General features: G+C 73.6%; 20 protein-coding genes and 1 pseudogene. 8 read left to right on the plus strand and 13 right to left on the minus strand.

What is annotated here, in order from left to right; genetic code table 11:
* Positions 1 to 40: 40 nt before the first annotated feature.
* Positions 41 to 1,933 carry a heavy metal translocating P-type ATPase gene (locus ACFOX0_RS21900; RefSeq protein ID WP_377549040.1) on the minus strand — a complete coding sequence of 631 codons (1,893 nt, stop codon included), beginning with the start codon at positions 1,931 to 1,933 and terminating at the stop codon, positions 41 to 43.
* Between the two features lie 74 nt (positions 1,934 to 2,007).
* Entirely contained in the window at positions 2,008 to 2,796 is a 789-nt protein-coding gene (locus ACFOX0_RS21905) for a DUF6544 family protein (protein ID WP_377549042.1), read from the minus strand.
* A 292-nt stretch (positions 2,797 to 3,088) separates the two neighbouring features.
* Between ACFOX0_RS21905 and ACFOX0_RS21910 the strand changes: the two genes are divergently transcribed.
* A complete protein-coding gene (locus tag ACFOX0_RS21910; RefSeq protein WP_377549043.1) occupies positions 3,089 to 3,562 on the plus strand; it encodes a universal stress protein in 474 nt (157 codons plus the stop codon).
* Here ACFOX0_RS21910 and ACFOX0_RS21915 read toward each other — a convergent pair.
* From ACFOX0_RS21915 to ACFOX0_RS21935, 5 genes are all read right to left on the minus strand, one after another.
* Entirely contained in the window at positions 3,525 to 5,138 is a 1,614-nt protein-coding gene (locus ACFOX0_RS21915) for an FAD-dependent monooxygenase (RefSeq protein ID WP_377549045.1), read from the minus strand. The genes ACFOX0_RS21910 and ACFOX0_RS21915 overlap by 38 nt on opposite strands.
* A gap of 154 nt (positions 5,139 to 5,292) precedes the next feature.
* The gene (locus ACFOX0_RS21920; protein ID WP_377549047.1) at positions 5,293 to 5,928 is read right to left on the minus strand and encodes an acyl-CoA-like ligand-binding transcription factor; all 636 of its coding nucleotides are present in this window, start codon (positions 5,926 to 5,928) and stop codon (positions 5,293 to 5,295) included.
* Between the two features lie 128 nt (positions 5,929 to 6,056).
* Entirely contained in the window at positions 6,057 to 6,827 is a 771-nt protein-coding gene (locus ACFOX0_RS21925) for an FkbM family methyltransferase (protein ID WP_377549049.1), read from the minus strand.
* 152 nt (positions 6,828 to 6,979) lie between these two features.
* Positions 6,980 to 7,417: a CBS domain-containing protein gene (locus ACFOX0_RS21930; protein ID WP_377549051.1), complete on the minus strand. Its 438-nt coding sequence runs from the start codon at positions 7,415 to 7,417 to the stop codon at positions 6,980 to 6,982.
* A 15-nt stretch (positions 7,418 to 7,432) separates the two neighbouring features.
* Positions 7,433 to 8,137, minus strand: coding sequence for a CBS domain-containing protein (locus ACFOX0_RS21935; RefSeq protein ID WP_377549053.1), 705 nt, complete (start codon positions 8,135 to 8,137; stop codon positions 7,433 to 7,435).
* Positions 8,138 to 8,315: 178 nt separating this feature from the next.
* On the opposite strand from ACFOX0_RS21935, the gene ACFOX0_RS21940 reads away from it, so the two are divergent.
* Positions 8,316 to 11,024, plus strand: a complete 2,709-nt coding sequence (locus ACFOX0_RS21940) for a bifunctional acetate--CoA ligase family protein/GNAT family N-acetyltransferase (RefSeq protein WP_377549055.1) — start codon at positions 8,316 to 8,318, stop codon at positions 11,022 to 11,024.
* Between the two features lie 145 nt (positions 11,025 to 11,169).
* Here the strand turns inward: ACFOX0_RS21940 and ACFOX0_RS21945 are convergent, their stop codons facing one another.
* Positions 11,170 to 11,331: a hypothetical protein gene (locus ACFOX0_RS21945; RefSeq protein WP_377549057.1), complete on the minus strand. Its 162-nt coding sequence runs from the start codon at positions 11,329 to 11,331 to the stop codon at positions 11,170 to 11,172.
* A gap of 44 nt (positions 11,332 to 11,375) precedes the next feature.
* Here ACFOX0_RS21945 and ACFOX0_RS21950 point away from each other — a divergent pair, with 44 nt between their 5' ends.
* From ACFOX0_RS21950 to ACFOX0_RS21960, 3 genes and pseudogenes are all read left to right on the plus strand, one after another.
* Complete coding sequence (locus ACFOX0_RS21950; protein WP_377549060.1) at positions 11,376 to 12,659, plus strand: RNA-guided endonuclease InsQ/TnpB family protein; 1,284 nt, start codon at positions 11,376 to 11,378, stop codon at positions 12,657 to 12,659.
* Positions 12,656 to 12,859: pseudogene (locus tag ACFOX0_RS21955) on the plus strand (universal stress protein); the annotation flags it as partial. The gene ACFOX0_RS21950 and the pseudogene ACFOX0_RS21955, both read left to right, overlap by 4 nt.
* Before the next feature lie 82 nt (positions 12,860 to 12,941).
* On the plus strand, positions 12,942 to 13,013 hold the full coding sequence (locus ACFOX0_RS21960; protein WP_377549103.1) for a universal stress protein: 72 nt from the start codon (positions 12,942 to 12,944) through the stop codon (positions 13,011 to 13,013).
* Positions 13,014 to 13,021: 8 nt separating this feature from the next.
* Here the strand turns inward: ACFOX0_RS21960 and ACFOX0_RS21965 are convergent, their stop codons facing one another.
* From ACFOX0_RS21965 to ACFOX0_RS21980, 4 genes are all read right to left on the minus strand, one after another.
* On the minus strand, positions 13,022 to 13,519 hold the full coding sequence (locus ACFOX0_RS21965; protein ID WP_377549062.1) for a hypothetical protein: 498 nt from the start codon (positions 13,517 to 13,519) through the stop codon (positions 13,022 to 13,024).
* The gene (locus ACFOX0_RS21970; protein WP_377549064.1) at positions 13,516 to 14,574 is read right to left on the minus strand and encodes an SDR family oxidoreductase; all 1,059 of its coding nucleotides are present in this window, start codon (positions 14,572 to 14,574) and stop codon (positions 13,516 to 13,518) included. Before ACFOX0_RS21970 ends, ACFOX0_RS21965 begins: the two co-directional genes overlap by 4 nt.
* A gap of 591 nt (positions 14,575 to 15,165) precedes the next feature.
* Positions 15,166 to 16,671: an arabinofuranosidase catalytic domain-containing protein gene (locus tag ACFOX0_RS21975; RefSeq protein WP_377549066.1), complete on the minus strand. Its 1,506-nt coding sequence runs from the start codon at positions 16,669 to 16,671 to the stop codon at positions 15,166 to 15,168.
* Between the two features lie 231 nt (positions 16,672 to 16,902).
* Positions 16,903 to 17,412: a MarR family winged helix-turn-helix transcriptional regulator gene (locus tag ACFOX0_RS21980; protein WP_377549068.1), complete on the minus strand. Its 510-nt coding sequence runs from the start codon at positions 17,410 to 17,412 to the stop codon at positions 16,903 to 16,905.
* Between the two features lie 47 nt (positions 17,413 to 17,459).
* Here ACFOX0_RS21980 and pip point away from each other — a divergent pair, with 47 nt between their 5' ends.
* Positions 17,460 to 18,431: a prolyl aminopeptidase gene (gene pip / locus ACFOX0_RS21985; RefSeq protein WP_377549070.1), complete on the plus strand. Its 972-nt coding sequence runs from the start codon at positions 17,460 to 17,462 to the stop codon at positions 18,429 to 18,431.
* 70 nt (positions 18,432 to 18,501) lie between these two features.
* Here pip and ACFOX0_RS21990 read toward each other — a convergent pair whose 3' ends face one another.
* Entirely contained in the window at positions 18,502 to 20,031 is a 1,530-nt protein-coding gene (locus ACFOX0_RS21990) for a CoA-acylating methylmalonate-semialdehyde dehydrogenase (protein ID WP_377549072.1), read from the minus strand.
* A 77-nt stretch (positions 20,032 to 20,108) separates the two neighbouring features.
* Here ACFOX0_RS21990 and ACFOX0_RS21995 point away from each other — a divergent pair, with 77 nt between their 5' ends.
* Together ACFOX0_RS21995 and ACFOX0_RS22000 are read left to right on the plus strand one after the other, a co-directional pair.
* Positions 20,109 to 20,570 (plus strand): MarR family winged helix-turn-helix transcriptional regulator, encoded by a 462-nt coding sequence (locus ACFOX0_RS21995; RefSeq protein ID WP_377549074.1) that lies wholly within the window; start codon positions 20,109 to 20,111, stop codon positions 20,568 to 20,570.
* 2 nt (positions 20,571 to 20,572) lie between these two features.
* Positions 20,573 to 21,010: a hypothetical protein gene (locus ACFOX0_RS22000; RefSeq protein ID WP_377549076.1), complete on the plus strand. Its 438-nt coding sequence runs from the start codon at positions 20,573 to 20,575 to the stop codon at positions 21,008 to 21,010.
* Positions 21,011 to 21,102: the final 92 nt, after the last annotated feature.

Consider the following 21,102-nt stretch of genomic DNA (forward strand, 5'->3'; position numbering starts at 1 on the left):
TTGTCGGGTCGCGGTCTTCGGTCTCGGCCACCAACCGATGTTAACCGCCGGGACCGGACCCGCCCGACCCCTCGATTCCCGCCGGCGTCCGCAAGGCGCGCAGGGCGTTCAGGATGACCACCACGTCGATGCCCTCCTGGAGGAACGCGCCCGCCACCGGCGGCAGGTAGCCGAACGCCGCCACCCCCATCGCCGCGAAGGCCAGTCCCATCCCGACGGTGGCGCTCTGCACGGCGATCCGGCGGGCGTGCCGGGCGATCTCCACCACGTCGGCCAGCCGGTCCAGTCGGTCCACGGTCAGCACCGCGTCGGCCACGTCGGCCGAGGCGGTGGCGCCGGTGGCGCCCATCGCCACGCCCACCGAGGCGGCGGCCAACGCCGGCGCGTCGTTCACCCCGTCGCCGACCATCACGGTCACCGCCCGGTCCGACTCGGTCCGGACCCGGTCCACCTTCTGTTCGGGCGTGCAGCGGGCCACCACGTCGTCCACCCCCACCGCCCGGGCCACCTCGTCGGCCGCCCGGGACCGGTCGCCGGTGAGCATCACCAGCCGGTCGAAGCCCGAGTCGCGCAGCCGCGCCACGGTCCGCCGCGCGTCCGGCCGGACCGGGTCGCGCAGCAGCAGCACCCCGGAGAGCGCGCCGTCCACCTCCACCCACACCGTCGACAGGCCGGTCGTCTCGGCGTACCGGCGGTGTTCCTCGGCCCAGTCCGGCAGCGGACCGGCCGCCTGTCCCACCCGGACCCGCCGGCCGTCGACCAGGCCGGTGACGCCGGAACCGGCCTGCTCGGTCACCTCCTGCGGCTGCGCCAACCGCAGCCCCCGGTCGGTCGCCGCGCGGACCACGGCGGTGGCCAGCACGTGCGGGGACACCTGCTCGACCGAGGCGGCCAGCCGGAGCAGCTCCGCCGCATCGGCGCCGGGCCCGGCCACCGTCTCCGTCGACTCCGGCCGGCCCATGGTCAACGTGCCGGTCTTGTCCAGCAGCAGGGTCCGGGCCCGGCCGAGCAGTTCCAGCGAACCGCCGTCGCGGACCAGCACCCCGCGCCGGGCCGCCCGGGACAGTCCGGACACGATCGCGATCGGGGTGGCGAGCAGCAGCGGGCAGGGGGTGGCGACCACCAGCACCGCCACCGCCCGGACGAACTGCCCGGACACCAGCCAGGCCAGGCCGGACAGGACCAGGGTGACCGGGACGAACCAGGCCGCGTACCGGTCGGCCAGCCGGACCGTGGGCGCCCGCTGCGCGGTGGCCTCCCGGGCCAGCCGGACGATCCCCGCGTACGTGCTCTCCGCCGCCACCGCCGTGGAGACCATCCCGAACGCCGGTCCGGCGTTGACGACGCCGCTGCCCACCTGGTCCCCGGGACGGCGCTGGACCACCTGCGCCTCGCCGGTGACCACCGACTCGTCCAGGGTGGCCGGTTCCTCGACCCGACCGTCCACCGGCACCACGTCACCCGGCCCGACCACCAGCCGGTCGTCGGGCCGGACCGAGTCGAGGTCGACCACCTCCACCGTGCCGTCCGGACGCCGACGCCGGGCCGACCGGGGCGCCCGGGCCAGCAACTCCCGCAGGTCGCGGCTGGCCCGGCGCTGGGCGTACGACTCCAGGGTCTGCCCGGTGGCCAGCATGACCGCGATCACCGCGCCGGCCAGGTACTCCCCGGACACCAGTGCGCCCACCAGGGCGAGCACCGCGATCACGTCCACGCCGAACCGGCGGTGCCACAGGTCCTTCAGCAGCCACCAGGTGGCCGGCAGCAGCGCCGCCACGGTGGCCGCCGCCCAGAGCAGGTCGGCAACGCCGGTACGCCCGGCCAGCCGGCACCCCCCGCCGGCCAGCACCAGCCCGGTCAACGTCCCGAGCGGCCACCACTGGGTCAGCACCCGGCGCCGCGCCGAGTCGGCGTGCTCCGCGTGCTGTCGCATCCGTTCGCCGTCCCTCGTCCGGCGGCGCCGCGCGCCGGCCACCGTCGTGCCCATCGCCACCCGCCTCCAGCCTCTCAACCGAGGCCGGGCCGGGCACCGGAAACACCCGATCCGGGAACCGCGTACGCGGGCGTCAGGTCGGAGACGACGCAGCGGAAGAACTCGCCGTCGCGCCAGCGGTCGGTGCCGGGGAACCAGCCGGCCCGGCCCGCGGCCGGCACGGTCAGCCCGCCGAACCCGGCGTAACCGGTGACCTCGAAGCCGAACGGGTACCAGTCCCAGTGTCCGGTCCGCTCCGGGTCGCCCCACCGGTCGAAGACGGTCCGGGCCACCCGGTCCCGGTCGTCGAGCACAAAGTCGACCGCGCAGCCGATCCCGCCGACGGCCAACTCCGCCCGCAGGTGCCGCCGGTCGACCGCGGTCCATCGGGTGCCGTACCGGGGTAGCAGTGCGGTCGGCAGCCAGCAGCCCTCCCCCGCCGCCCGGCCGGCGGCGCTGCGCGCCAGGTCCGGGCCGACCGCCCGCAGCACCGGCACCGCGCCGAACAGTCGCCAGTCCATCTCCGCCGTCCCGTCGACGCAGCGGTCCGCCCCGCTGATCACCCCGGCCACCCGGGCCGACCAGCGGAACCCCCGGGTCGGCGCGAGCAGTTCGGTGGCCCGGAACGGCAGCCAACGACCGAGCCGGAGCTGGCCGCGCATGCGCAGCCGGGCCGCCTCGGCGAGCGGAGTGCCGGGGGCGATCGCGGCGCGCAGATAGCGGCGAACCGGGTCCGGCAGCCCGGCCAGTTCGGCCTCGGTGAAGACGGGCGGCTCGTCGGCGGGGACGAGCCGCGCGTCGAAGGCGGTGGCGACGGCGTGCATCGGTCCGCTCCCTCACGGTTACGGGTCCCGCGTATCTCCGGCTCGTGGATTCCGGCGCCGGATCCGTCCGTCGCCCAGGGTCGCGCGGCGACGGGCCGGGCGGCCAGGGCCGGAAGACCCGTCCGTTCAGGTTGCTTCGGCGGCCCGGGTGAAGAGCCGGCCGGCGAGGTCGACGCCGGTGACCGCCCCGACGACGGGTCGAAGGACCCGGACCGTCGGGTCCCTCGCGCCTACCGGGCCGGCCCGCGACCGGCTGCGATGGGGGCAGAAGCTGTGGAAAGAGGTGAGCCCGATGACCAGCAACTATCTGATCGTGGTCGGGGTGGACGGTTCGGACGGCGGCCGGCGGGCCCTGGACTGGGCCGCGCGCGAGGCGGCCACCCGTGGCGGCACCGTCCAGGCCGTGACCGCCTGGCGCTGGGACGGGATCGAGGCCGGCCCGATCACCCCCGGCAACCCGGCCGAGGCGAAGGACCGCGCCACCGCCCTGCTGGACCGCGAACTGCGGGCCCTGCGCGCCCGCGTGGACGTCACCGTCCCAGTCGCGGGCGAGGTGGTCGAGGGCCGGCCCGCCGACGCGCTGAGCCACGCCGCCCGGACCGCGGACGTGCTGGTGCTCGGCAGCCACGGGCACAGCCGGGTACGGCACACCGTGCTGGGCTCGGTCAGCGAGGAGTGCGTCCGCAAGGCGACCTGCCCGGTCGTGGTGGTGCCGGTGCCGGTGCCGGTCACGGCCCCGGCACAGGCACCGGTGCTGCGGTCGTGACCGCCGGTCGGTCGACCGGTGACGGCTCGCCGAACCAGCGGTGCAGGGCGTCCCGCAGGGCCGTCCGGTCCGCGTCGTCCGGCCGGGTCGACGCGGACGCCCAGGCGACGTAGCAGTCCGGGCGCAGCAGCAGCGCGGTGACGTCGGACCGGTCGGAACGGGCGGCCACCGCGTCCACCCGGCCGGCCCAGGGCACGGCCTCGGCGGCGAGCGTCCCGCCCTCGGTGAGGTCCAGCAGCAACGGCCGGCCGGTACGGGTGAGTTCGGCCAGCCGTACCGGCCCGGTTCCGGTGTGCACCGTCAGGTCCGGTGCCCAGCGGCCGACCAGTGGGTTCCCGGTGTCGGCGCCCATGTCGTACCGGACGTCGGCGCCGGCGATCAGGTGGGCGAGGTGCCGTACGGTGTCCGGCTGGGCCAGCAGCTCGCCGAACAGCTCACGCAGCGCGGTCACCGCCGGGCCCGGTCCGATCAGGACCGACTGCGCCTGGGTGTGCATGTTCACCCGCTCGGCGACCGGCCGGCGCTCGGCCTGGTAGCTGTCCAGCAGGCCGGTCGGCGCCCAGCCGCGCACCTGCGCGGCGAGCTTCCAGCCCAGGTTGACCGCGTCCTGCAGGCCGAGGTTCAGGCCGGGCCCGCCGATCGCCGAGTGCACGTGGGCGGCGTCGCCGAGCAGCAGCACCCGCCCGTCGTGGTACCGGTCGGCGAGCCGGGTGTTGCCGCCGGTCAGCCGGCGCAGCAGGTGCGGTCCGTCGCCCTCGGGCGGCCCGAGCGGTACGTCCGCGCCGAGCACCCGCCGGAGGCTGCCGCGCAGCTCGTCGATGGTCATCGGCCGGTCGGGGTCCGGCCCGTCGTCGCCGGGCTCGCGCAGTTCCATCGTGCTGATCAACGGCGGACGGCCCGGGAACGCCGCGAACGCCACCAGTCCCCGCTCAGTGCGGTGGTGCAACAACGGCGGGACGGTCCCGTACCCGGGCACCACCAGCCCGCCGGTCACCGGGTCGACCAGCTCCGCCGGCACGCTCACGTGCGCGCTGCGGGAGACCGTACGGTCGGCGGTGACGCCGGGGAAGCCGATGCCGGCGAGCTTGCGGACCAGGCTGCGACCGCCGTCCGCGCCGACCAGGTAGCGGCTCGGCAGCAGGTACTGGCCGTCCGGACCGCTGACCTCGACGGTGACCCCGTCGGCGTCCGGGATCAGCCCGATCACCTCGTGTCCGTGGCGGATCTCCACGCCGAGTTCGAGGGCGCGTTCGGCGAGCAGCTGCTCGATCCGCCGCTGCGGCACCATCAGCAGGTACACCGGGTTGTCCGGCAGGTCGGCCAGCGGCAGCGGGAACGCGCCGAACATGAAGTGCGGCGCCGGCCGGGGCGGGTTCGGGTCGCCGCTGAGCCGCTCGTACAGGCCTCGGCGGTCGAGCATCCGGACGACCTGACCGACGAGCCCGTTCGCCCGCTGCTCACCGGTCGGGGCGGTGAGCCGTTCCAGGACGGTCGGTCGGACGCCGGCCAGGGCCAGTTCGCAGGCCAACATGAGGCCGTTGGGGCCGGCGCCGGCGATGAGGACGTCGGTGGACATGGCAGAACCTCCGAGGGTCGTGGGTGCGCAGGGTGGACCGGCCCGGCGGCGGCCGGGCGACCGGGCGGTGCGGACGCCGTACGGGTGGATCGGGCCGGATGGCGGCCGGGCGGGATGTGGTCGAGCCGGTGGGGATCGGGCCGGTGTTCCGCCGTTACGGCGTGGGCAGTCCGGCAGCGAACTGATCGAGGGCGTCGAGCAGCAGCGTTTCCATCTCGACGGGCGGGTCGGTGCGCAGGCGGTGCGTCATGGCGACGTTGGTGGCCGCCATCACGGCGGCGGCGACCAGGCGCGGGTACAGGTCGCGGTCGGCGTCGGTGCCGGTCCGCTCGGCGACCGCCGCGGCGATCTCGGCCTCGGCGGTCGCGCCGGCCCGCAGGAACTCGCCCTGCAGCGCCGGTGTGGCCACCATCAGCCGCACCCCGGCGAGCCACTGCCGGGAATCCGCCGGCACCGGGTCGGCGACCACCTCCGGGCCGGCCACGAACTGGCCGAGCACGGCGTGCCGGATGGCCGTCCAGATCGGCTCGTCGGCCGGCCGGCGACGCAGCTCCCGCGCCATCAGCAGGCACCGGTCCAGGTGGCGGGCGACGATCGCCTCACCCTTGCTGGAGTAGTAGTTGTTGAAGGTCCGTGGGGACACCCCCGCCGCCTCGGCGATGTCCTCGATGCGTACGTTGTCGAAGCCGCGTTCGACGGTGAGTCGGATGGCCGCCCAGCTCAACGTCGCCCGGGTGGCGCGCTTCTTGCGCTCCCGCAGCCCGAGGTGCTCGCCGTCCGCCGTACTCACGCCATCGACTCTACAGAAAGTTGCGCGCTACGCAAAGATGCGCCCTGCGCAATTTTAGGTCGGCTCGGTGGGAGGGCCCGGCGGCAGGGCGGCAACCATTCACCTGCGATCGCCCGGGGGGCGTCCGGTCAGCTCCGGCAGTAGACGTCACCGGAGTTGGCGTCCCGCGGCAGAGCCAGCAGGTGCCGCGCCAGTTCGTCCGCCGACAACCAGCCGGGCAGGGCCAACGCCATCGTGTCGCCCAGCGCGAGGTTGAAGCGCCGGAAACCGAGTTCCGCCAGCCGGGTGAGGCAGCGCAGTGCGACCGGACGTTCGATGGTGGTGAACTCGAACGACAGCGCCGCCAGCGGACGACCCAGCCCGGCCAGCACCGCGTCCTCGAAACCCTCCACATCGATCTTGACGAAGGCCGGCACGCCGTACGCGTCGATCAGCCCGTCAAGGGTGACGATCGGAACGTCCAGCTCGCGGTCCCACCGCTCCTGCGCCCAACCCGGCGCGCCGTCCGCGGCGCGCAGGAACCGGGTGGAGGTGGTGGAAACCGTCGGGTTGTCCGAGTTGACGTACAGCCGGATCCGACCGGGCTCGGCACCGCACGCCGCCTCGACCAGTGCGACGTTCTCGTCCGTGCCGTAGATGGCACGGATCGCGCGGGCACAGGCGGGCTGCGGTTCCACGGCCACCACCCGCGCCCCCAACCGGCGGAAGCTGCCGACGTGGTCGCCGACGTGAGCACCCAGATCGAAGGCCAGGTCACCGGGGCCGACGAAGTCGGCGTGGAACCGGTCCATCGCCGCCTCGCGGGCCGGGTCGCCGTAGTAGAACGCCAACGAGCGGCACAGTCCCGCCGTTGCCGGATCCGCGTTGAGCGCCTCGATCGTCCTGGCCCGGGCATCCATCCGCCGACTGTAGGCGGACCGGGCGGGTGACGCCGGGTAACGCGACAACTGCACCCGGCTCCCCGCCGGTCCGCCGCATGCCCGGCCTGTTCGGATCGCGCGGACCCGGCGGCCCGGTGCCGGTGGTGACGCCCGACGGGCTGCGGTGACCGTCAGCGGGCCAGCAGGGCGATCAGGTCGCTGCCGGTGACGATGCCGACCGGCAGGGCCGCCGCGTCCACCACCACGACCGCGTCGACGCCGGCCGACCGCATCAGCTTCGCCGCGTCGCCGACCCGGGCGCCGGTGTCCACCAGCGCCGGCTCCGGATCCAGGCCCGCGGCGACCGGTGTCCGGGCCAGCGCCCCGGGATCGTGCGCCCAGGCCGCGGCCACCGCCCGGTCGGCGAGCACGCCGACGCACCGCCCCGCCGGGTCCACCACGGCCAGGTGCCGGCGCCCGCTGCGGACCAGGGTCTGCAACGCCTCGACGAACGGCACGTCCGCGGCGACGGCCAGCACCGGGCTGCTCATCACCTCGGTGACCGGGCGGGCGGCCAGTCGCCCGGCCCGGTCGCGCGGTTCCGGACCCGCCACGTAGATCGCCTTCATCGCGCCGCCTCCGCCTCAGAGGATGCCGGCGAAGGTGGTACGGCCGGCGGCCACCCCGGTCAGCGGGCTGTCGTCGAAGTCGTAGCCGAGGTCGTTGACCACCTCGACCACGCCGCTGACCTGCGCGGCAAGCCGGCCGGCGATCTCCACCGAGGTACGCCGGTCCAGTTGCCCGGCCAGCCGCACCACGCCGTCGACGACGGTGACCTGGACGGCGCCCTCCTCGACGGCGAGGACCCGGTTCAGCACCTCCCGCACCACGTCCCGGCGGATGTCGGCGTCCGGCCGCAGGTGCACCTTCAGCAGGTCACCGCGGGTGACGATGCCGACCAGCCGGCCCAGGTCGTCGGTCACCGGCAGCCGCTTGACCTGCTCCCGGTTCATCGTCCGGGCGGCCGAGACCAGCCAGGTGTGCGGCATGGCGGTCATCGCCGGCGCCGTCATCAGGTCGGCGGCCACCGCCGCGTCGGCCTTGGTGCGCGCCGCGCGCCGCCGGCGGCCCTCGAAGACCCGCCGCTCGTGCGGTTCGCCGGCCAGCTCCACCTTGTGCAGCAGGTCGGACTCGGAGACCACGCCGAGCACGTGCCGGAACTCGTCGACCACCGGCACCGCGCTGACCCGCCGGCCGGTCAACACGTCCACGATCTCCCGGTACGGGGTGTCCGCCCGCACCGTGGCGACGTCCGGGGTCATCACGTCGCGTACCTGCCAGGTTCTCATCACGGCCTCCTCGTCGCCTCGAAATCAGCGTACGGAGCCCGGGAGCCGGTCGGTCAGGGTCGGACGACCGGCGTCCACGGGACCTGCGGCCGGCCGGCGACGGGCCCAAGGACCCTGCCCGACGCCGGCCGGAGCGCGTTGACTGAGATCGACAGAGCCGATCCCCCAGGAGACGACCGTGACCGTCACCGCCGCTGCCGTACCCGTCGATCCCGGCGTCGACGCGCTCACCGCCGACGGCGGGATCATCCGGATCAGGCCGGTCGACCCGGCCGACCGGGCCGACCTGGTCGCCCTCCACGAGCGGGCCGGCATCGAGAGTCTGCGCATGCGGTTCTTCGCGGTTCCCGGGCCCACCACCATCGGGACCGAGGTCGACCGGCTGTGCCGGACCGGCTCGCCCGGGCACGCGGCCCTGGTCGCCGAGCTGGGCGGCGCCGTCGTCGGCGTCGCGTCGTACGAGCGGACCGGCGCCGACGACCCACGGGCCGAGTTCGCGGTCTTCGTCGACGAGCGGCAGCACGGCCGCGGCATCGGCACCCTGCTGCTGGAGCACCTGTCCGCGTCCGCCCGCGCGCACGGCGTCGCGAAGCTGGTCGGCGACGTGCTCCCGGGCAACGGCCGGATGTTGCGGGTGGCCCGGGATCTGGCCACGGGTGGGAGTCCGCACTACGCCGATGGGGTCGTCGAGGTGGACCTGACCACCGGCGCGGACGACGGCGCCCAGTCGGCCGCGGACGAGCGGGACCGGGTCGCCGAACGCGCGTCGCTGCGGCCGATGCTGGCGCCCCGCTCGGTCGCCGTGGTCGGTGCCGGGCGGCACCCCGGCGGCATCGGCCACGAGACGCTGCGGGCGCTGCGCGAGTACGGCTTCTCCGGCGACCTGTACGCGGTGAACCCGCACGCCGCCGAGGTGGCCGGGGTGCGGGCGTACCCGTCGATGGCCGCCCTGCCCGGGCCCGTCGACCTGGTCGTGGTCGCCGTGCCGGCGGAGGCGGTCACCGGGGTGGTCGCCGAGGCCGGGGCGGCCGGCGTGCCCGCCGCCGTGGTGCTCGGTTCGGGCTTCGGCGAGGCCGGCGACGCGGGCCGGGCCCGGCAGGCCGAACTGGTCCGGATCGCCCGGGAGTACGGCGTCCGCCTGGTCGGGCCGAACTGCCTCGGGATCGTCAACACCGACCCGGCGGTCCGGCTGAACGCCAGCTTCACCCCGACCGCGCCGGCGGCCGGTGGGCTGGCGGTGGCCTCGCAGTCCGGGGCGGTCGGCATCGCGCTGCTCGACCACGCCACCCGCACCGGGTGCGGCGTGTCCAGCTTCGTCTCGCTCGGCAACAAGGCCGACGTCAGCGGCAACGACCTGATCGCGTACTGGTTCGACGACCCGGCCACCCGGGCCGTCGCCCTCTACCTGGAGTCGTTCGGCAATCCCCGCAAGTTCGCCCGGACGGTCCGGGCACTGGCCCGACGCAAGCCGGTGCTGACGGTCAGAAGCGGCCGGACCGCGGCCGGCGCCCGGGCCGGCGCCTCGCACACCGCCGCCGCGGCGGCCCCCGCGGTCACCGTGGACGCGCTGTTCGCTCAGGCCGGCGTGGTCCGGGTGGACAACCTCGGCGAACTGCTGGACGCCGCCCGGATGCTCACCGACCAACCGTTGCCGGCCGGCGACCGGCTGGCCGTGCTCGGCAACGCGGGCGGGATCAACGTGCTGGCCGCCGACGCCGCCGAGACCGCCGGGCTGCGCCTGCCGGCGCTGAGCGACGACCTGCGGCGACGGCTGGCCGACCTCGCACCGGAGGCCGCCGGTCACGACAACCCGATCGACCTCGGCGCCGGCGCCAGCACTGCGGCGTTCCGCGAGGTGGCCGCCGCGGTGGCCGCCAGCGGCGAGGTGGACGCGCTGCTGGTGATGGTCGCCGCCACCCGCACCAACGACGTACCGGAGATCCTGGCCGCCCTGGGGCCGGTGGCGGACGGCAACCCGGCGTTGACCACGGCCGCCGTGGTGGTCGGCCGCCCCGACGCGCCACCGGTGTTCGGCGCGCGCCGGGCGCCCGTGTTCGACCTGCCCGAACGGGCCGTGCAGGCGCTGGGGCGGGCCGCCCGGTACGCCGCCTGGCGCCGGGAACCGCTCGGCACCCGCGCCGACCTGCCCGGTCTCGACCCGGCCGGCGCCCGCGCCGCGGTCCGGGAGGGGCTCGCCGGGGGTGGCGGCTGGCAGCCGTACGGTCGGACCGCCGCGATCCTCGCCGGGTACGGCATCCCGCTGGTTCCCTCGGTCGAGGTGCACTCCGAGCAGGAGGCGGTCGCCGCGGCGGCGCGGTTGGGCCACCCGGTGGTGCTCAAGTCGGCCGACCCGGACCTGGTGCACAAGAGCGACGTCGGCGGCGTACGGGTCGGGCTGACCGACGAGGCGGCCGTGCGGGACGGCTACCGGGCGGTGACCGCCGCGGGCCGGCCCGACCGTGGGGCGCTGGTCCAGCCGATGGTCCGCGGCCAGGTCGAGCTGGTGGCCGGCATCGTGCACGACCCGCTGTTCGGTTCGCTGGTGATGACCGGCCTCGGCGGCGTGCTCACCGACGTGCTGGGCGACCGGGCGTTCCGGCTGGTGCCGATGACCGACCGGGACGCCGGCCGGATGTGGCGGTCGCTGCGCTCCGCGCCGCTGCTGACCGGTTACCGCGGCGCGCCGCCGGTGGACACCGACGCGGTCGAGGACCTGCTGCTGCGGCTCGGCCGGCTCGCCGAGGACCTGCCCGAGGTGGCCGAGCTGGACCTCAACCCGGTGCTGGTCGGGCCGGACGGCGCGATCACCGTCGACGCGAAGCTGCGGCTCGCCCCGATCGGCACGGAGCCCGACCCGACCCTGCGCCAGCTGCGCCGCGCGCGCTGACGTCCCCTGTCCCCGTCACCCCGAAGGGAGAAGTCTGATGACAACCAACCCGATCGTGGTCGGCTACCGATTTGTGGGCCAGTGCTCCGCCTTTCAGGGTGGGGGTGAAGGCCCGCGCGGGAGGGCCGCCAGGCCCGAGCGTGCTCTAACCGGGCCGGCCGGCGGTGCGCTTGCCTCGGGCAATGAGGGCTTCAGAGACGAGGACGCTCAGGGCCGCGTTGAAACTGATACCCATCTCGGCTGCGAAGGCGCGGATGGCGGCGTTGATCTCGGGCGTGAACCGCACCGTAGTGGGCTTTTCTGACATGACAAACATGGTATATTAAATACAAACGATGGTAGAATGCTTACATGCAGCTCCGGTACAACTTCCGTGTCTACCCGACGCCCCGCCAGCAGATCGAGCTGGCGAAGGCGTTCGGGTGCGCGCGGGTGGTGTTCAACGACGGACTGCGTGCGCGGCAGGAGGCCCGCGAGCAGGGCTTGCCGTACGTCTCGGACGCCGAGCTGTCCAAGTTGGTCATCACGCAGGCCAAGGCCACTGCGGAGCGGGCGTGGTTGGGCGAGGTGTCGGCCGTGGTGTTGCAGCAGGCCCTCGCCGACCTGAACACCGCCTACCGCAACTTCTTCGCCTCGATCATCGGCAAGCGCAAGGGCCGCAAGGTGGCACCGCCCCGGTTCCGGTCCCGCAAGGACAATCGGCAGGCCATCCGGTTCACCAAGAACTCCCGGTTCAAGATCCTCGACAACGGCAGCCTGCGGCTGCCGAAGATCGGCGACGTGCAGGTCCGCTGGTCCCGGCCGCTGCCCTCGGATCCGTCGAGCGTGGCAATCATCCGAGACGCGTCGGGCCGGTACTTCGCCTCGTTCGTCGTCCAGACCACGGACGAGCCCCTGCCCAAGACGGACTCGGAGGTCGGGATCGACCTCGGGTTGACCCACTTCGCGGTCATGTCGGACGGCACGATAGTCACCGCGCCGAAGTTCCTGCGCCGCGCGGCCCACAAGCTCAAGCGGCTACAACAGGACCTTTCCCGCAAGCAGAAGGGCTCGGCCAACCGCAAGAAGGCAGTCAAGAAGGTCGCTCGCGCTCACGCGCGGGTGGCCGACACCCGGCGAGACTGGCAGCACAAGCTGTCCACGGCGATCATCCGCGACAACCAAGCGGTGTACGTCGAGGATCTCTGCGTTGTCGGTCTCGGCCGGACGAGGCTCGCCAGGTCCGTGCACGATGCCGGCTGGGCGAGCTTCACCGCCATGTTGGAGTACAAAGCCGCGAGGTGCGGGCGCACGTTCGGCCGGGTGGACCGCTGGTTCCCGTCCACCCGAATGTGCTCGGACTGCGGCCGGATCAACGACAAGATGACCCTCGATGTCCGGTCGTGGACCTGCCCGTGCGGGTCAGCCCACGACCGGGACGTCAACGCCGCCAGGAATATCAAGGCCGCCGGACAGGCGGACTTCAACGACCGTGGAGCGCACGTAAGACCTGGCCTCGTCCCGGCGGCGCGCAGGGAAGCGGTAACCCACCCGGACGCCGCGTGTTCCACGCGCAGCGTGGAGGGAATCTCCGTCCTTCAGGGCGGAGAGGATGTCAAGACGGATCCGCCAGTGCCGCGGTGGACTGGGCGATGACCGAGGCCGCCCGTACCCACCTCCCGGTCGTGCTCGCGTACGCCTTCGAGTGGCCGGTCGTCCCGGCGACCCTGGCCACGGCCCCGACCTGGCCGGACATGGTCGCCAAGCAGAAGGCCGAGACGGTGGTGCAGGACGCCGCGAAGGCGGCGGCCGAGGCGCACCCCGGGGTCACCGTCACCGGCACGCTGCTGGCCGGCCCGGCCTCGGTGGCGCTCTGGGAGCAGTCCCGGCACGCCGCCCTGATGGTGCTGGGCAACCCACGGCGGCTTCCGTGGCCTGCTGCTCGGCTCGGTCAGCCAGCAACTGCTGCACCACGGCCACTGCCCGGTCGCGGTGATCCGGGGGAACTGACACCCAGCTCAGGGGCGGCGGGTGGCTTCCCGTCCGCCCAGTCCGGACCATGCGGCGGTGACGACGGCGTCGATGGTCGCGATCCGCCGGTAGCGCGGATCGACCGCGGCGATCGCCACGTCGCTGGCGGCGTGCAGCGCGTCGACCAACGCCCCGACGGCGACGGTGGTCCGGCGGGGACGCAGGCCGGACAGCGCCGCCTGCGCGACGTGCCGGGCACCGAGGACCCGCATCGTGTTGCGGGCCACCCGCCGGTCGGCCGATCCGGCGGCGCGCAGCACCGCCCCGGGGGCGACGATCAGCAGTACGCCCCAGACGGCGCGGCCGGCCTCCATCGTCCGTACCCGGGCGGGCCGGACCGGGCCCGACCGCCAGCGCCCGAACGAGCCGGAGCGGCTGGGACCGGACCCGGCCAGGCGGAACGGGGCGCCGGACAGGCCGGTGGTCAGCCGCGCCGCGGCCGGGGCGAACCGGGCGGACCAGTGGCCGGTCGACCGGCGGTTCACGATCGGCCGAGGCCGAGCCGGCCGGCCCAGCCGGCACGGGCCCGACGGCGGTTGCCGACCAGGATCCCGGCGCCGGCGACCAGCGCCGCGGCGCCGACGGCGAGCAGCCCGTGGTGCTGCGAGGCCCAGAGTTGGGCGCTGCGCGGGTGGGACTGGTCGTCGAAGGAGCCGTGCGCGCCCTGGTCCTGGCCCGGCTTCTGGTCGGCGGGCTGCCACAGGTTGGGCGGCTCGACGTCGGCCGGTCGATCGGTCTGCTGCGAGCCGAAGCCGGTACGGCCGAGGTAGCGGTCCAGCACACCGGGCGCCACGGCGTTGGCGATCAGGGTGGCCGCGGTGGAGGCACCGACCCAGTACTCACGGCGGCGGGGGTGTTCGGCGGCGTAGACGACCGCGCGGGCGGCCACCTCGGGCTGGTAGATCGGCGGGACCGGCTGCGGGTGCTTCGGCAGCCGGTTGAGCACCCAGCCGAACTGCGGGGTGTTGACCGCCGGCATCTGCACCATGGTGACCCGGACGTTGCTCTTGTCGTGCAGCAGCTCGCACCGTACGGACTCGTTGAAGCCCTGGATGGCGTGCTTGGCACCGCAGTAGACGCTCTGCAGCGGTATCCCGCGGTAGGCCAGCGCGGACCCGACCTGGACCACGGCGCCCTGGTTCCGCTTGGTCATCCGGGTCAGGGCGGACCGGGTGCCGTTGACGTAACCGAGGTAGGTGACGGCGGTGGCCCGTTCGAACTCCTCGGGGCTGACCTCCAGGAACGGGGCGAAGACCGACGAGAAGGCGTCGTTGACCCAGACGTCGATCGGGCCGAGTTCCTCCTCCACCTCGGTCGCCGCGCGGTCGACCGCCGCGTGGTCCGCGACATCCACCCGCAGCGGCAGCGCGACCCCGCCGGCCGCCCGGACGTCCTCGGCGGCGGCCTCCAGACCGGCCTCACCCCGGGCGAGTAGCGCGACCGCGTCCCCGCCCCGGGCGAACTGCCGGGCCGTCGCCCGGCCGATGCCGCCGCTCGCTCCCGTCACCACCACCACCCTGCGCCCGTCCTTCGTTGGCATCCGCCCGTCCTCTCGACGCGTCGAACCGGCCCGGCGGCCGGCGGCTGTGGGGCGGTCCCGTCCGTGGGGCCGTCACCGATCTGACGTCATCCCCTCGGACCCGGGGTGCGAAACACCCCGCACGGGTGGATTCTCCCGCCGCACCCGGATGGACACCCGGATGCGGCGTCCTCCGTGGGACGCCGCATCCCGGCGGACGCGGTCAGGACCGCAGCCGGCGCAGCGGACCGAACTGGTCGGGGAAGCTGCGCGTACTCATCGCCTGGACCCCGGCGGTGTGGTCACCGTTGAACGGGGTCACCCCGCCCGGGCAACCCGCCTTGACCGCGTCGGCCGGCGAGTTGAACCAGAAGCCCAGGTGGTAACTGAGGACGGGCGGACAAACCCCAGCCGGCCGATCGGACCATAAGGTGCAATTCTGAGAAACGTCAATGTGCGGGTAAAAAGCACGTCAATTAGCAAGATAATTCGGATTAAGGTTTCTGCCGACACGACGCCGGCAGGGCCGGGATCGCCGCCCCCGCTCCCGGGCGGCGATCCCGGCCGATCAATTCCCCGGCGCGTCCCCGCGGTCAGAACGCGTCCCCGCGGTCAGAACCGGTACCCGACCGAGGTGATGTTGGCCTGCACGGCGTTCTCGGTGGCATCGGTGGGATAGCCGATGGTCACCGCGCCCTCGAAGAAGTAGCCCTTGCCGTACGGGCTGTTGTCACCGCCGGTGCCGAGCAGGATCGAGTTGCCGATCCGCATCGGCGAGTAACCGCCCGGCGGCAGCGGCCCGGAGTACGGGGTGGTGAGGCCACCGCTGTTGGCGTTGCCGTACTTGAGGGTGAAATTGCTGGTGCCGTTCTCCTTCAACCAGGCGCTCACGAAGGGCAGGTGCACGCCCTGGTTGTTCGGGTCCTTGTTCGACCCGCTGCCGGTGTGGAACATGCCGTTCTCCAGGTCCGCCTCCACCCAGGGACCGGTGCCCACGCAGGGGTTGTTACCCCAGGTCCCGAACCAGCAGGCGGTGCCCCAGTAGATGGCGGCCATGGTGCCGTTGCCGGCGTCGGTGTGGTTGTTCACGCCCGAGCCGTAGTCGAAGCAGCAGTCACCGCTGGTGTAGTTGGACGAGGTCACCATGTAGACGCCCTCCGGCTGCGAGCCGGTCGGCACGCCCTTGGCGTTGTCGACCCGGTACCCCATGCCCGGGTCGATCTTGATCCCGTACACCGGGTGCCCGCCCGCGGTCAGCGGCAGCGCCTTGGCGTTCGCCGGGCTGTCCGACCCGTTGGGCCCGCTGCCCTTCCAGAGTCCACCCCAGGAGACCGGCATGTCATTGTGGTACGAGGTCTGGTCGTAGATCTTGGTGATCGTGCACGAGGTGTTGGCGCAGAACGAGTCCTGGATCGCGGCGTTGGCGTAGCCACCCGCCGACAGCAGCCCGACGTCCCGGTACGCCTTGTCGGAGGCGCGCTGCACCTGGTAGAGCGGGCCGTTGTAGGACGCGAACATCGCCCGGGTGGTGCTGTGCGCGGTCGCGCAGGGTGTGCCGCCAGCGGCGTAGAGATCACACGGCAGGCCGCCCGCCGGCGGCGGCGTGGTCGGTGCCGGCGTGGTCGGTGCCGGTGTCGTCGGGGGTGGCGTAGTGGGCCCCGGCGTGGTCGGAGCCGGCGTGGTCGGAACCGGCGTGGTCGGGGTGACGCCGCCGGTGCAGGTCACGCCGTTGAGGGCAAAACCGCTCGGTACGGGGTTGCTGCCGTTCCACGAGCCGTTGAACCCGAAACTCGTGTTCCCTCCGGTGGCGATGCCGCCGTTGTAGGACACATTGGTCGCGGTGACCGCGCCACCGGTCTGGGTGATGGTCGCGTTCCAGTACTGGCCGACGGTTTGCCCGGCGGCGAAGTTCCAGGTCAGCCGCCAACTGGTGACCGGATCACCGAGATTGGTGATGGTGACGTTGGCGCCGAAGCCACCCGGCCACTGCGAGCTGACCGTGTAGGCGACCTGGCAGCCGGTCGCGGCGTGCGCGGACCCGGCCGCGACGAGCCCGTAGGCGCCGACCGCGACGGCCGTCCCGGCCGCGAGCAGGAGCCGACGACGATTCGCTCTCATGACACTCCCTCGATGTGCGGATGCGGATCAGCCGGATGCCTCGGGGCGGGTCGGCTGGCGGAGGTCCGACCGCCCGACCGGAAGAATGCGATCCATCTGGCAGCCCGGGGCCAGACGGTACGCAACACCAAACCACTCATTGATAGCAGTCACTGGGTTGCGTCGCAACCACGCCGTCCGCCGGCGCGCGATGAGTCGTACTCTTCGAAGCCTCGCCCGCGGGGGCGTCGGTCAGGAAACCGTGACCTCGGCGCCGGTGGGCGGACAGGCACGAGCGTGCGCGTCGGCGATCCGCTCGCGGAACGGGCGGTCCCGCAGCGCCTGCGCGGTCCGGATCAGCACGTCGGCCAGCGGGACCGGCAGCTCGCGGTCGAGTTCGTCCATCGCGGCGGTGGTGGCCGCCCACTCGGCCTCGATCACCGGCAGCAGGTCCCGGCAGCGGGCGGTGAGGTGGACGATCCGGCGGCGGGCGTCCGTCCCGGGTTCGAGGGTCACCAGGCCCGCCCGGCCCATCTGGGCCACCGTCTGGCTGGCCGCGGAGTGGGTCACCCCGACCGCGTCGGCGATCTCCCGGATCGACATCGGGCCGGTGGCGACCAGCACCCGCACCAGCGGTGAGTAGCGCGGGCGGTAGTCCGGCAGGCCCTGTTCGAGGTAGACCTTCGCCACGTCGCCGTCGAGCAGTTCCAGCACGTGTCGCAGCAGCGTGCCGACGAGGACGCGGTCCGGCGGGGTAGCCATGGTAGAAATATAACAGCACTGTCATATCTCTGCCGAGGAGGCGCCCGATGACCGGCCGGCACCCGGAGATCGAGCCGTACGACCGCGGCCTGCTGGACGTCGGCGACGGCCACTTCGTCCACTGGGAGACCTGCGGCAACCCGGACGGCAAGCCGGCCGTGGTGCTGCACGGCGGGCCGGGCTCGGGCTGCACCCCCGGCTGGCGCCGCTACTTCGACCCGGTCGCCTACCGGATCGTGCTGTTCGACCAGCGCAACTGCGGCCGCAGCACGCCGCACGCGGGCGAGCCCACCGTGGACCTGTCCGCCAACACCACCCACCACCTGATCGCCGACATCGAACGGCTGCGCGGGCTGCTGGGTATCGACCGGTGGCTGGTGTTCGGTGGCTCGTGGGGCTCGACGCTGGGCCTGGCGTACGCGCAGCGGCACCCGGACCGGGTCAGCGAGCTGGTCCTGTTCAGCGTCGCCACCACCACCCGGCAGGAGGTGGACTGGATCACCCGGTCGATGGGCCGGGTCTTCCCCGAGGAGTGGGCCCGGTTCCGCGACGGCGTACCGGTGGCCGAGCGGGACGGCAACCTCGCCGCCGCGTACTCCCGGTTGCTGCACGACCCGGATCCGGCGGTCCGCGACCGGGCCGCCCGGGCCTGGTGCGCCTGGGAGGACACCCACGTGGCCACCGCCGGTCGGCCGCCCAGGCCCGACCCCCGGTTCGCCGACCCGGCGCTGCGGCTGTGCGTCGCCCGCCTGGTGACCCACTACTGGGCCAACGCCGCCTGGCTGGACGAGGACGTCCTGCTGCGCGGGGCCGGCACCTTGGCCGGCATCCCCGGCGCGCTGATCCACGGCCGACTCGACATCAGCAGCCCCGCCGACATCCCCTGGCACCTGCATCAGGCGTGGCCCGGCTCGACGCTGACCCTGCTGGACGACACCGCCCACGGCGCCACCACCCAGAGCATGGTCCAAGCCCTGATCACCACCCTCAACAACTTCCGCCCCCACCTGCTCCGTTGATCATGAAGTTGTTGTCACGACACGCCGGGTGGGGTGACAACAACTTCATGATCAACGAGGCAAACCGGGGTCAGGTGTTCTGGGGGAAGTTGAGGGTGGGGGCGGAGGGGTGGGAGGGGGTGGGCCAGCGGGTGGTGACGACCTTGGAACGGAGATAGAAGTCGACGCCCTCCGGGCCGTAGGCGTGCGCGTGGCCGAACAGGGAGTCCTTCCACCCGCCGAACGAGTAGTACGCCACCGGCACCGGGATCGGCACGTTCACGCCGACCATGCCGACCTCGACCTCGTTCTGGTAACGGCGGGCCGCGCCCCCGTCGGTGGTGAAGATCGCCGTCCCGTTGCCGTACGGGTTGCTGTTGACCAGTTCCACCGCGGCGGCGTAGGTCGGCACCCGGACCACCGACAGCACCGGGCCGAAGATCTCGTCGGTGTAGACGGACATCGCCGACGTGACCCGGTCGAACAGCGTCGGACCGAGCCAGAAGCCGCCCCCGTCGCCGTCGACCGGGTGGTCCCGCCCGTCGACCACGAGTTCGGCTCCGGCGGCCCGCCCGGCGTCCAGGTAGGACGCCACCCGGTCCCGGTGCGCCCCGGTCACCAGCGGGCCCATCTCGACGCCCGGCCGCCGCCCGTCGCCGACGGTCAGCCGGCCGATCCGGTCGGCGATCCGGGTGACCAGGTCGTCGCCGACCGGGTCGACGGCCACCACCACCGACACCGCCATGCACCGCTCGCCGGCCGAGCCGTAGCCGGCCGACACCGCCGCGTCGGCGGCCAGGTCGAGATCGGCGTCGGGCAGCACCACCATATGGTTCTTGGCGCCGCCCAGCGCCTGCACCCGCTTGCCGGCCCGGGTGCCCGTCTCGTACACGTGCCGGGCGACCGGGGTGGAACCGACGAACGACACCGCCTTCACCGTCGGGTGTACCAGGATCCGGTCGACCGCCTCCCGGTCACCGTGCACCACGTTCAGCACGCCGGCCGGCAGACCGGCCTCGGCGAACCAGTCCGCCAGCAGGTTCGCCGCCGACGGGTCCTTCTCGCTCGGCTTGAGCACCACCGTGTTGCCGCAGGCGATCGCGTTCGGCACGAACCACAGCGGCACCATCGCCGGGAAGTTGAACGGCGAGATCACCCCGACCACGCCGAGCGGCTGCCGGATCGAGTGGACGTCCACCCCGGTCGAGGCGTTCTCGGTGAACCCCCCGCGCAGCAGGTAGGGAACCCCGCAGGCGAACTCGACCGACTCCAGGCCGCGCCGCACCTCACCGACCGCGTCGGAGAGCACCTTGCCGTGCTCGGCGGTGACCAGCGCGGCCAGTTCGTCCTGCCGGGCGAACAGCGCCTCCCGGAAGGCGAACAGCACCGCCGACCGGCGGGCCAGCGAGGTGTCGCGCCACCGGGGGAACGCCTCGGCCGCCGCGGCCACGGCCGCGTCCACCACCGTCGCGTCGGCCAGGTCGACCCGGCCGGCGACCCGGCCCGTCGCCGGGTCGAAGACCTCCCCGGTACGCCCGGCCACCCCCTGGTACGCCCTGCCGCCGATCCGGTGGGTCGTGGTCCTCAACGGATTCCTGTCAGCTGGCGTCACACCGTCCATCGGCGGATCGTAGGGCAGGACCGGACGTCGCGACCCGATACTAGCCATGTACATGATGTCCATGTACTCTATCTGTCGTGAGCACGACGGGTCCCACACCGGGCTTTCTGATCTGGCGACTGTCCATGAAGTGGCGGGTGGCCGTCGATCGGGCCGTGGCACCGCTGGGGCTCACCCACGCGCAGTACTCGCTGCTCGCATCGCTGTCCGGCATGGGCCGGACGGGACTGCGGCCCAGCCAGCGGCAGCTGGCCGACCACACCGGCCTCGAACCGCTCTACGTGTCGAAGCTGGCCCGGGCGCTGGAGAGCGCCGGCCTCGTCACCCGTGCCGAGGATCCCACCGACACCCGGGCGGTCCGGCTGGCTCTCACCGACCGCGGCACCGACGTCACGCGACGCGCCGTCACGATCGTCCACCAGCTCGCCGACCGGCTGCTGTCGCCGCTCGGCGGTCTGGACGGCCGACGCACCGCGGCGTTCACCGACGAGCTGCGGGCCCTGCTGGACGTACCGCTCGACAATCCGACCAAGGAGTGACCATGTCCCACCCCCCGTCCCTCAACGGCCAGGTCATCGGCCAGGCCGAACACGCCACCCGGGCGGTCCTGGACCGCCTGCTGGCCGGCGCCGGCGTCGACTTCCACGACTGGGTGGCGCTGAACCTCACCGCCACCGCCGACGCGCCGCTGGGCCGGACACGCCTGGCGGACCGGATGGCCGGTGCCCTGAAGATCGATGACGGGATTGCGCTCGCGACGATCGACGGTCTGACCGACGCCGGCCTGCTGACCGTCGGCGCCGGGACGGTGGCCCTCACCGACGCGGGACGGGCCCGGTACGCCGACATCCGCGCGGCCCTCGACGAGGTCACCGCCCGGCTCTACGGCGACCTGCCCGCCGCGGACCTGTCCACCGCCGGACGGGTGCTGGCCACCGTGACCGCCCGTGCCAACGCCGAGCTGACCCGGGCAGCCTGACCCGGCAAACTGACCCGGCAGCCTGACCCGGCAGCCTGACCCGGGCCGCTACCGGGCGTGCCCTTCCGCGGCACCCCGGCGGCTGCCCGGGT

The organism is Micromonospora zhanjiangensis (assembly GCF_042650605.1).
In the GTDB taxonomy this organism is placed as follows: domain Bacteria; phylum Actinomycetota; class Actinomycetes; order Mycobacteriales; family Micromonosporaceae; genus Micromonospora_J; species Micromonospora_J zhanjiangensis.

What these genes read in the sequence shown, in the direction of transcription:
- ACFOX0_RS21900 (WP_377549040.1), bottom strand. Translation starts at nt 1,933, where the DNA reads ATGCGACAGCACGCGGAGCACGCCGACTCGGCGCGGCGCCGGGTGCTG.
- ACFOX0_RS21905 (WP_377549042.1), bottom strand. Translation starts at nt 2,796, where the DNA reads ATGCACGCCGTCGCCACCGCCTTCGACGCGCGGCTCGTCCCCGCCGAC.
- ACFOX0_RS21910 (WP_377549043.1), top strand. Translation starts at nt 3,089, where the DNA reads ATGACCAGCAACTATCTGATCGTGGTCGGGGTGGACGGTTCGGACGGC.
- ACFOX0_RS21915 (WP_377549045.1), bottom strand. Translation starts at nt 5,138, where the DNA reads ATGTCCACCGACGTCCTCATCGCCGGCGCCGGCCCCAACGGCCTCATG.
- ACFOX0_RS21925 (WP_377549049.1), bottom strand. Translation starts at nt 6,827, where the DNA reads ATGGATGCCCGGGCCAGGACGATCGAGGCGCTCAACGCGGATCCGGCA.
- ACFOX0_RS21930 (WP_377549051.1), bottom strand. Translation starts at nt 7,417, where the DNA reads ATGAAGGCGATCTACGTGGCGGGTCCGGAACCGCGCGACCGGGCCGGG.
- ACFOX0_RS21935 (WP_377549053.1), bottom strand. Translation starts at nt 8,137, where the DNA reads ATGAGAACCTGGCAGGTACGCGACGTGATGACCCCGGACGTCGCCACG.
- ACFOX0_RS21945 (WP_377549057.1), bottom strand. Translation starts at nt 11,331, where the DNA reads ATGTCAGAAAAGCCCACTACGGTGCGGTTCACGCCCGAGATCAACGCC.
- ACFOX0_RS21950 (WP_377549060.1), top strand. Translation starts at nt 11,376, where the DNA reads ATGCAGCTCCGGTACAACTTCCGTGTCTACCCGACGCCCCGCCAGCAG.
- ACFOX0_RS21970 (WP_377549064.1), bottom strand. Translation starts at nt 14,574, where the DNA reads ATGCCAACGAAGGACGGGCGCAGGGTGGTGGTGGTGACGGGAGCGAGC.
- ACFOX0_RS21975 (WP_377549066.1), bottom strand. Translation starts at nt 16,671, where the DNA reads ATGAGAGCGAATCGTCGTCGGCTCCTGCTCGCGGCCGGGACGGCCGTC.
- ACFOX0_RS21980 (WP_377549068.1), bottom strand. Translation starts at nt 17,412, where the DNA reads ATGGCTACCCCGCCGGACCGCGTCCTCGTCGGCACGCTGCTGCGACAC.
- pip (WP_377549070.1), top strand. Translation starts at nt 17,460, where the DNA reads ATGACCGGCCGGCACCCGGAGATCGAGCCGTACGACCGCGGCCTGCTG.
- ACFOX0_RS21990 (WP_377549072.1), bottom strand. Translation starts at nt 20,031, where the DNA reads ATGGACGGTGTGACGCCAGCTGACAGGAATCCGTTGAGGACCACGACC.
- ACFOX0_RS22000 (WP_377549076.1), top strand. Translation starts at nt 20,573, where the DNA reads ATGTCCCACCCCCCGTCCCTCAACGGCCAGGTCATCGGCCAGGCCGAA.